Raw genomic sequence first — 8,506 nt, 5'->3', positions numbered from 1 at the left:
GTTGCCCGGCGGGTCCCCTCCGTCGTACGCGCGTGTCAGCGCGGGGACGGCACCGGCGCGCCGACCTCGTTCGGGATCGCCCCGCCGAAGCGCCGGTCGCGCATCGCGTACTGCTCGCAGGCGCGCCACAGGTCGCGGCGGTCGAAGTCCGGCCAGAGCACGTCCTGGAACACGAACTCGGCGTAAGCCGACTGCCAGAGCAGGAAGTTGGAGGTGCGCTGCTCCCCGCTGGGGCGCAGGAACAGGTCCACGTCCGGCATGTCCGGGTGGTACATGTACTTGGCGAGGGTCTTCTCGCTGACCTTCTTCGGGTCGAGCTTCCCGGCCTCGACGTCCAGGGCGAGCGCCTGCGCCGCGTCGGCGAGTTCGGCCCGGCCGCCGTAGTTGACGCACATGTAGAGCGTGACGGCGTCGTTGTCCCTGGTCTGCTCCTCGGCGACCTGGAGCTCCTGGACGACGCTCTTCCACAGCTTGGGCATCCGGCCGGCCCAGCGGATCCGCACGCCCATCGCGTCCATCTCGTCGCGGCGGCGGCGGATGACGTCCCGGTTGAAGTTCATCAGGAACTTCACCTCGTCGGGCGAGCGCTTCCAGTTCTCGGTGGAGAACGCGTACAGCGAGATGTTTTTGACCCCGAGCTCGATGGCGCCCTTGAGGACGTCCAGCACCACGGACTCGCCGACCTTGTGGCCCTCGGTGCGGGGCAGTCCGCGCTCCTTGGCCCAACGGCCGTTGCCGTCCATCACGATGGCGACGTGGTCGGGGACCAGCTCGCCGGGGATCTTCGGGGGCTGTGCGCCGCTGGGGTGCGGGGTCGGGGGGAGGTAGGTCCTCTGCTTGCCGCCGCCGAAGAGCCGTCGCGCTGCCATGTGCTCACTTCTCCACGTATCTCATCGAGCGGATTCCCCGCTCCAGGTGCCACTGCAGATAGGCCGCGACCAGGCCGCTGCCCTCCCGCCAGTACCGCGGCTCGCAGGCGTCGGCCGTCTGCCAGTCCCCTGACAGCAGCGCCCCGAGCAGTACCAGTGTCTCAGGGGAGGGTACGGCACATCCGGGCACTCGGCAGTCGCCGCAGAGCACCCCGCCCGCGGGGAGGGAGAAGAAACGGTTCGGCCCCTCCAGGCCGCATTTGGCGCAGTCGGTGAAGCTCGCGCCGTACCCGTTCACCGCGAGCGAGCGCAGCAGGAAGGCGTCCAGCACCAGGTGCGACTCGTGCACCCCGGCCGCCAGCGTGCGCAGCCCGCCGACCAGCAGCAGGTACTGCTGGACGGCCGGTTCGCCCTCGTTCTCGGCGAACCGCTCGGCGGTCTCCAGCATCGCGGTGCCCGCCGTGTAGCGGCCGTAGTCGGTGACGATCGGGCCGCCGTACGGGGCGATGGTCTCCACCTGGGTGCAGAGCGGCAATCCGCGGCCGACCAGCTCACTCCCCCGGCTGAAGAACTGCACGTCCACGTGGGAGAACGGCTCCAGCCGGGCGCCGAACTTGGACTTGGTCTTCCGCACCCCGCGCGCGACCGCCCGCACCTTGCCGTGCTGGCGGGTCAGCAGGGTGATGATCCGATCGGCCTCGCCGAGCTTCTGCGCCCGCAGCACGACGCCGTCGTCCCGGAAAAGACTCATGGGGACCATTCTCCCCCACCCGTCCCCCGCGCCGGACGGCCTCGTCCGCCCGCACCGGGCGCCGGACAGCCGTGTTGCCCGCACCGGCGGTCGTGGGGGAGACCACTGCGGTGCGGGTCACGGCGGGCCCGGGGTGGGGAGGCCAGGCCCGTTGTGGGGGATTCCGAGGTGCTCTGAGGGTGGTCCGCGGATCTTCGGAGGTGGACGGTACGGAAAGGCCGACGCTACTGGTACGGCGTCCTGGTCGCCGCCTCCAGCAGCGCCCCGACCCGGGACTGCGGCAGGTCCAGGCAGCGCCCGACCGCGGCCAGCGCCTCGCGCTCCTGCGGCAGGTAGCGCCCGTCCGCCAGCGCGATCGCCGCGCCCTGCAGCAGCAGCCGCTCGCGGCCGGAGTGGGCCAGGTGCGGGGTGAGCGGTTCGACCACGGCGTGCAGTTCGACGGCCAGGCCGCCGGCCGCCCCCAGCCCCCGGCCGGGAGGCTCCTCCAGGTCGTGGGCGTGGTAGAGCTCGCCGCCGAGCCCGGAGAGCGCGGCGAGCGCGGCCAGCACCTGGGCCTCGCCGCAGTCCTCGAACCCGGCCTCGCGGACCGCCGCGCAGGCCGCCTCGCGGGCCGCCCGGTGGGCGGTGCCGCCGGCCGCGAGCATGGCCAGCGCGATGGTGTACTGGGCGTCCCGCAGCATCGCGCCGAGGCGCACGCAGGTGGGCTGCTCCAGGCTCTCGACGCCGTACCGGCCGTGGCAGCTGGTGCACTGCACGCTGCCGAGCACCGGCCCGAGCGGGACCACCGGGGTCCCCAGCAACCGCAGCCACCGCCGGCCGTGCTGCCGGCGGTAGTTGCGGTCCCCGCCGCAGCCCGGACAGAAGAAGTCACCGAGAACGTCAGTCCGCCACCGCGGGCGAACACCCCACAACCTGGTCACGGCGCCACTCCCCAGACATGGCAGGCGGCCTGCTCGACTATGGGCAGGTCACGCGACCGGACACCGAGGCCGTCCCACCGACCCGGCTTTCCGGTGGATCGATGTTGCCACGGTTACCGGCACGTGTCAGTACCTCGAACGGCTTCCGATTCGAAAAAATGTGGCGCAGGCCACAATCCCGGGCGGACGCGGCGAAGGGCCGCCCCGCGGGACGGCCCTTCGCACACCACCCGTTCGAATTAGCCGCGCTGCGAGCGGTTGACGGCGCTGATCATGGCCTTCAGCGAGGCCAGCACGGTGTTGCCGTCGATGCCCACGCCCCACAGCACCTTGCCGTCCACCGCGCACTCCACGTACGCGGCGGCCTGGGCGTCGCCGCCCTCGCTCAGCGCGTGCTCGGCGTAGTCCAGGACGCGCACGTCCACGCCGATCCGGGCCAGCGCGTCGGCGAAGGCCGAGACCGGGCCGTTGCCGGTACCGGTCAGGGTCACCGGGGCGCCGTCCACCCGGGCCTCGGCGGTCAGCGCGTCCCGGCCGTCCTCGGTGGTCAGGGTGCGCGAGCCGCTCAGCGAGATCCGGCCCCACGGGTTGCCGGTGGTCGGCAGGTACTCGTCCTCGAAGACCCGCCAGATCTCGGCCGGGCTGACCTCGCCGCCCTCGGCGTCGGTCTTGGCCTGGATGATCCGGGAGAACTCGATCTGCATCCGGCGCGGCAGGTCCAGCTTGTGGTCGTTCTTCAGCACGTACGCCACGCCGCCCTTGCCGGACTGGCTGTTGACCCGGATGACCGCCTCGTAGGTGCGGCCGACGTCCTTCGGGTCGATCGGCAGGTACGGCACGCCCCAGGTGTGCTCCTCCAGCGGCACCCCGGCCGCCTTCGCGTCCGCCTCCAGGGCGTCGAAGCCCTTCTTGATGGCGTCCTGGTGCGAGCCCGAGAAGGAGGTGTACACCAGGTCGCCGGCGTACGGGTGGCGCGGGTGCACCTCCATCTGGTTGCAGTACTCGGCGGTGCGGCGCACCTCGTCGATGTCGGAGAAGTCGATCTGCGGGTCGATGCCCTGCGAGAACAGGTTCATCCCCAGCGTCACCAGGTCGACGTTGCCGGTCCGCTCGCCCTGCCCGAACAGGCAGCCCTCGATCCGGTCCGCGCCCGCCATGTAGGCCAGTTCGGCGGAGGCGACGGCGGTGCCGCGGTCGTTGTGCGGGTGGACGGACAGGCAGACGAACTCGCGGCGGGACAGGTGGCGCGACATCCACTCGAACTGGTCGGCCTGGACGTTCGGGGTGGCCCGCTCGACGGTGGCGGGCAGGTTCAGGATGATCTCGCGGCCCTCGCCCGGCTGCCAGACGTCCATGACCCCCTCGCAGACCTCCAGCGCGAAGTCCAGCTCGGTGTCGACGAAGATCTCCGGCGAGTACTGGTAGCCGAAGACGGTGTCGTCGCCCAGCAGCTTCTCCGCGTACTCCATCACCAGCCGGGTGCCCTCGGTGGCGATCGCCTTGGTGGCCGCCCGGTCGTTGCGGAACACCACCCGGCGGAACAGCGGCGCGGTCGCGGCGTACAGGTGGACGGTCGCGCGCGGGGCGCCGACCAGCGCCTCCACGGTCTTCTCGATCAGGTCCTCGCGGGCCTGCGTCAGCACCGAGACGGTGACGTCCTCGGGGATCGCCCCCTCCTCGATCAGCGACCGTACGAAGGCGTGGTCGGTGGCCCCGGAGGCGGGGAAGCCGACCTCGATCTCCTTGTAGCCCATGGCCACCAGCAGGTCGAACATCTTGCGCTTGCGGGCCGGCGACATCGGGTCGATCAGCGCCTGGTTGCCGTCCCGCAGGTCGGTGGACAGCCAGCGCGGCGCCTTGGTGATCACCTTCTCCGGCCAGGTGCGGTCCGGCAGGTCGACGGTGCCGAACGGCAGGTAGCGCCCGTGCCGCATGCCCGAGGGCAGCTGGCGCACCGAGGCGGCGGTGATCGGGGTGGGGCGGTCGACGAAGGGACGGCCGGCGGGGACGGACGCGGCGGAGTTCTGCTCGGTCATGAAGGCGACTCGGCTTCCTGTGATGCGTGGTGCGGGCGGGTCGGGGGTGGTCAACACCTGGTCAACACCGACTGGCCGGCCTCTGCTGCCGCTCGCGATACACCCTTGGATCGCCGATTGCGCGCACAGCACGTTCCCCGCGGCGAGGGTGCCGGCCCCAGTGGACTACAGGCCCTCGACGCGGCAGCTAAGAAGAAGCAGCCCGTTGCGCATGATGGGCCCAGCGTAACCCAGCACCGCGCGCCCCCGAAGTGATCCGGGCCACCGTTCCACTCCTTGAGACACCGACCGGTCGCGCCGGGGGTGGTGACAACCGGTCATCGAGGCCTCACCCTGGGCCACATGACCGCAGCAGCACCGTTCTGCACGATCGTCCCGCCGTTCGTCCTGGACCGCCTCGCCGAGGCCGGCCACGAACCCGCCGTCCACTCCCTGGCCCTCGACGCGGCGCACCGCGCGGCCCGCCTCTCCCCGCCCCCGCCCGTCGCCGCCCCGGGTCTCGACCGGGTCGTCTACGACGCCGGCCACGACCGGCGGCTGCCCGGCCGCTCCGTGCGCACCGAGGGCCGCGCCGCCTCCTCCGACAGCTCCGTCAACCACGCCTACGACGGCCTCGGCGCCACCTTCGCGCTCTACGCCGACGTCTTCGGCCGGCACTCCATCGACGACCGCGACCTGCGGCTGAACGCCAGCGTCCACTACGGCCGCGACTACGACAACGCCTTCTGGAACGGCCACCAGATGGTGTTCGGCGACGGCGACAACGTGGTGTTCGGCGACTTCACCGCCTGCGTCGACGTCATCGGCCACGAACTCACCCACGGCGTCACCCAGTTCACCGCCGGACTGGACTACCAGGACCAGCCCGGCGCGCTCAACGAGTCGGTCTCCGACGTCTTCGGCTCGCTGGTCAAGCAGTACGCGCTGCGCCAGGCCGCCGCCGACGCCGACTGGCTGATCGGCGCCGGGCTGCTCGCCCCGGGCGTCCAGGGCGTGGCGCTGCGCTCGATGAAGGCGCCCGGCACCGCCTACGACGACCCGCGGCTCGGCAAGGACCCGCAGCCCGCGCACATGCGGGACTACGTGGACACCTCCCAGGACAACGGCGGGGTGCACATCAACTCCGGCATCCCCAACCACGCCTTCTACCTGCTGGCCACCGCGCTCGGCGGCTCGGCCTGGGAGCGCGCGGGGCGGATCTGGTACGACGCGCTGACCGGGCGCACGCTGCCCGCCGACGCCGACTTCACCGCCTTCGCCCGGGCCACCGTGGCCGCCGCCAGGGCCCGCTACCCCGACGACCGGTCGGTCGTGGACACCGTCACGGCCTCCTGGGCGCAGGTCGGGGTCAGCCCGGGGTGAGCGGGGCCGGGGACGGCCCCGGGAGCACGCCTGAAGGGTGGTTGAGACCGGGTTGAGGCGGGCTTAAGGTCACGGTCCGGGAAAAGCCCGGCAAACCCCCTCCCCGGGTAGCACCATGGACACCATGCGTATCCAGGTGACCCGGACCGGCGGCTTCGCGGGGATCGTCCGCCAGGCGGAGATCGACACCGCCGACCGCACGGACGCCCCGCACGTGCACGCACTCGCCCGCGAGGCCGTCGCGGGCGGGCTGCGCGCACCCTCGTACGGGGTGCCGGACGGCTTCCACTACGAGATCACCGTCGACGGCCGGTCGGTCTACTGCGCCGACCCGAAGCTCACCGACTCGCAGCGCGAGCTGGTCTCCCTGGTGCTGCGCGAGGGCGCGTAGCACCAGGGAGCCCGTGGTCGGGGCCTATAGGGCCGGTCTGGCGGGAGCCCCCGGGGTCAGAGCCAGCCGTCGAGCGCCGCCAGGAAGCCGGCCGGGTCGTCCCGGTGGACGGTGTGGCCCGTGCCGGGGACGGTGCGCACCTCGAAGCCCCGGGCGCTCAGCTCCTCGGCGCTCGCCGCGTCCACCAGCAGGCTGCGGTCGGCCAGGACCACCAGCGAGGGCACCGCCGGCCGGGCCGGCAGGTCCGAGCGCTGGTCGGCCAGGGCCCGCGCCGAGTCCTCGTCCCAGGCGGCCGCGGCGGCGAGTTCGTCGTCCACGTCGGCCGGCTCCCAGGTCGGGCTGAGCGCCACGATCTGCTCCCGGGTGAGGTGCCGCAGCTGCGCCATCACCCGCGGGTCCATCCCGGTCTGGGCGAACCGCCAGGCCGGGTCGACGTACACCGCGCGGGCCGGCTTCAGCCGCTCGACCGCGTCCGCCAGGACGATCCCGCCCAGCGAGTGGCCGATCGCGAGCTCGACGCCGGCCGGCAGGTTCTCCAGCAGGTCCTCGGTGTACGCCGCCAGCGGGTAGCGCTCCAGCGCGGTGGCGCCGGTGCCGCGCGGGCTGGCGCCGTGCCCGCGCAGGTCCACGGCGAGCACCCGGTAGCCCCGCCCGGCCAGTGCCGGGCCGACCAGCCGCCAGGTGCGGTGGTCGGACATGATGCCGTGCACCAGCACGGCCAGCCGGTCCCCGCTGCCCCACTCCCGGGTGTGCAACTCCATCGCGGTGTGCCCCTTCTGACGTCGCGTACGGCCGGACCACGGCGAAGGCCCGCCCGGACGCACAACGTCCGAACGGGCCCCAGGCCTCCCGGCGGTTCGAACTCCCTGGTCGGGAGCCCGGGTTCAGAAGCCGAGCTTGCGCAGCTGCTTGGGGTCGCGCTGCCAGTCCTTGGCGACCTTGACGTGCAGGTCCAGGTAGACCGGCGTGCCGAGCAGCGCCTCGATGTGCTTGCGGGCGGTGGTGCCGACGTGCTTGAGCCGCGCGCCCTTGGCGCCGATCACGATCGCCTTCTGGCTCTGCCGCTCGATGTAGACGTTGGCGTGGATGTCCAGCAGCGGGCGGTCCGCCGGGCGGCCCTCGCGCGGGAGCATCTCCTCGACCACCACGGCCAGCGAGTGCGGCAGTTCGTCGCGCACGCCCTCCAGCGCGGCCTCGCGGATCAGCTCGGCGACCATGATCTGCTCGGGCTCGTCGGTGAGGTCGCCCTCCGGGTAGAGCTGGTCGCCCTCCGGCAGCAGCTTGGTGAGCAGGTCGGCGACCAGCTCGACCTGCTTGTCACCGACGGCGGAGACCGGGATGATCTCGGCCCACTCGAAGCCCAGCTCGATGCCGAGCTGGTGGATGGCGATGAGCTGCTCGGCCAGGCGCTTGGAGTCGACCAGGTCGGTCTTGGTGACGATGGCGACCTTCGGGGTCTTCTTGATCCCGGCGATCTCCTTGGCGATGAACTTGTCGCCGGGGCCGATCTTCTGGTCGGCGGGCAGGCAGAAGCCGATCACGTCGACCTCGGCCCAGGTGGTGCGGACCAGGTCGTTGAGGCGCTCGCCGAGCAGGGTGCGCGGCTTGTGCAGACCGGGGGTGTCGACCAGCACGAGCTGGGCGTCCGGGCGGTGCACGATGCCGCGCACGGTGTGCCGGGTGGTCTGCGGGCGATCGGAGGTGATCGCGACCTTCGTCCCCACCAGGGCGTTGGTCAGGGTCGACTTGCCCGCGTTGGGCCGGCCGACGAAGCACGCGAACCCGGAGCGGTACGAGGAGGAAGGGGCATTCATGGGCTCCATTCTCCCTGATCACCGGAGCCCCGCCGTCCGGGCCCACCTCCCGGGGGTGCCCGGGGCGCGCTCAGCCCTTCTTCCCGGCCTTCCCGCCCTTGCCGGAGGTGGGGATCAGCGAGACCACCACCAGCACCAGCAGGAAGCCGAGCGAGCCGAACAGCCAGAGCTCGGACCCGGTCTCCTGCCACTTGCCCAGCCCCATCACGAACAGCACCAGCCCGGCGAAGAACGCCACCGCCCCCATGCCCCAGTCCCCTCACCGAGTCCACTCCCCCGGTGAGATTATCGGCAAGGCCTGGGCTTCGAGGCCATGCCGTCCGACAGCGCCGTACGGGGCCGCCGAAAGGCCTGTACGGGCCC

At 72.1% G+C, this 8,506-nt stretch carries 9 protein-coding genes; 2 read left to right on the top strand and 7 right to left on the bottom strand.

From position 1 onward, the window contains the following. Nucleotides 1–35 precede the first annotated feature (35 nt). The 4 genes from ACFU6K_RS21925 to leuA form a co-directional block, all read right to left on the bottom strand. Nucleotides 36–869: an isoprenyl transferase gene (locus ACFU6K_RS21925; RefSeq protein ID WP_380665463.1), complete on the bottom strand. Its 834-nt coding sequence runs from the start codon at nt 867–869 to the stop codon at nt 36–38. 4 nt (nt 870–873) lie between these two features. Beyond that, a complete protein-coding gene (gene recO, locus ACFU6K_RS21920; RefSeq protein WP_380665461.1) occupies nt 874–1,620 on the bottom strand; it encodes a DNA repair protein RecO in 747 nt (248 codons plus the stop codon). 224 nt (nt 1,621–1,844) lie between these two features. Then, nucleotides 1,845–2,540, bottom strand: a complete 696-nt coding sequence (locus tag ACFU6K_RS21915) for a TerB family tellurite resistance protein (RefSeq protein WP_380665459.1) — start codon at nt 2,538–2,540, stop codon at nt 1,845–1,847. 239 nt (nt 2,541–2,779) lie between these two features. Then, nucleotides 2,780–4,576, bottom strand: coding sequence for a 2-isopropylmalate synthase (gene leuA, locus ACFU6K_RS21910; RefSeq protein ID WP_380665457.1), 1,797 nt, complete (start codon nt 4,574–4,576; stop codon nt 2,780–2,782). 342 nt (nt 4,577–4,918) lie between these two features. On the opposite strand from leuA, the gene ACFU6K_RS21905 reads away from it, so the two are divergent. Then, nucleotides 4,919–5,938: a M4 family metallopeptidase gene (locus tag ACFU6K_RS21905; protein ID WP_380665455.1), complete on the top strand. Its 1,020-nt coding sequence runs from the start codon at nt 4,919–4,921 to the stop codon at nt 5,936–5,938. A 124-nt stretch (nt 5,939–6,062) separates the two neighbouring features. Next, the gene (locus tag ACFU6K_RS21900) at nt 6,063–6,329 is read left to right on the top strand and encodes a protealysin inhibitor emfourin (protein ID WP_049651101.1); all 267 of its coding nucleotides are present in this window, start codon (nt 6,063–6,065) and stop codon (nt 6,327–6,329) included. 56 nt (nt 6,330–6,385) lie between these two features. On the opposite strand, the gene ACFU6K_RS21895 is transcribed toward ACFU6K_RS21900, so the two are convergent. The 3 genes from ACFU6K_RS21895 to ACFU6K_RS21885 all read right to left on the bottom strand — a co-directional run bounded on the left by ACFU6K_RS21895 (nt 6,386) and on the right by ACFU6K_RS21885 (nt 8,390). Further along, nucleotides 6,386–7,090 carry an alpha/beta fold hydrolase gene (locus ACFU6K_RS21895; protein ID WP_380665453.1) on the bottom strand — a complete coding sequence of 235 codons (705 nt, stop codon included), beginning with the start codon at nt 7,088–7,090 and terminating at the stop codon, nt 6,386–6,388. Nucleotides 7,091–7,213: 123 nt separating this feature from the next. Beyond that, the gene (gene era, locus ACFU6K_RS21890) at nt 7,214–8,143 is read right to left on the bottom strand and encodes a GTPase Era (protein ID WP_030061259.1); all 930 of its coding nucleotides are present in this window, start codon (nt 8,141–8,143) and stop codon (nt 7,214–7,216) included. 70 nt (nt 8,144–8,213) lie between these two features. Next, the gene (locus tag ACFU6K_RS21885) at nt 8,214–8,390 is read right to left on the bottom strand and encodes a hypothetical protein (protein ID WP_380665451.1); all 177 of its coding nucleotides are present in this window, start codon (nt 8,388–8,390) and stop codon (nt 8,214–8,216) included. Nucleotides 8,391–8,506 lie beyond the last annotated feature (116 nt).

It is taken from the genome of Kitasatospora sp. NPDC057512 (assembly GCF_042802135.1).
Taxonomy (GTDB): Bacteria; Actinomycetota; Actinomycetes; order Streptomycetales; family Streptomycetaceae; genus Kitasatospora.
The sequence above is the reverse complement of the archived record's forward strand: the minus strand, read 5'-3'. Positions and strand labels throughout refer to the sequence as shown.